Source organism: Streptomyces sp. KR55 (assembly GCF_052245645.1).
Taxonomy (GTDB): domain Bacteria; phylum Actinomycetota; class Actinomycetes; order Streptomycetales; family Streptomycetaceae; genus Streptomyces; species Streptomyces flavusporus.
This window is the reverse complement of record NZ_JBQQCE010001026.1, coordinates 1-542: the sequence shown is the minus strand read 5'-3', so window position 1 is coordinate 542 and position 542 is coordinate 1. Positions and strand designations below refer to the sequence as shown.

At 72.3% G+C, this 542-nt stretch carries 1 protein-coding gene; it reads left to right on the top strand.

The genetic code is table 11. The features are described from left to right. On the top strand, positions 1-542 hold a 542-nt coding region (locus ACTWQJ_RS52145; protein ID WP_443313318.1), incomplete at both ends, for a condensation domain-containing protein.

Here is a 542-nt window from a genome sequence, read left to right as displayed (position 1 = left end):
GGACACCGTCTCGTGGCAGGCGCTGGTGCCGGATCTGGCGGAGGCGTATGGGGCGTTGGCGGCGGGGCGTGTCCCGGAGCTGGCTGCGGTGCCGACATCGTTCCGGCACTGGGCGCGCGAGCTGGAGACGCAGGCCCACAGCCACAACCGGCTGGCGGAGTTGCCGCAGTGGACGGGGCTGCTCCGCGGCGACAGCCCGATGCTGACCGCGGTCCCGGTTGATGCCTCCCGGGATGTGCAGTCCACGGTGCGGGACGTCTCGGTGACGGTGCCCGCCGGGGTGACGTCGGCGTTGTTGACGCAGGTGCCGGCGGCGTTCCACGCCGGGGTTGATGACGTGCTGTTGTCCGGGCTGGCGGCGGCGGTCGCCGAATGGCGGGGTGCGGGTGGGTTCCTGGTTGATGTGGAGGGGCACGGTCGGGTGCCGTTGGCGGCGGAGATGGATCTGTCGCGGACGGTGGGCTGGTTCACGAGTGTGCATCCGGTGCGTCTGGACGCCGGGGCTGTCGACCTGGCGGACGTGCGTGCCGGTGGTGCGGCTG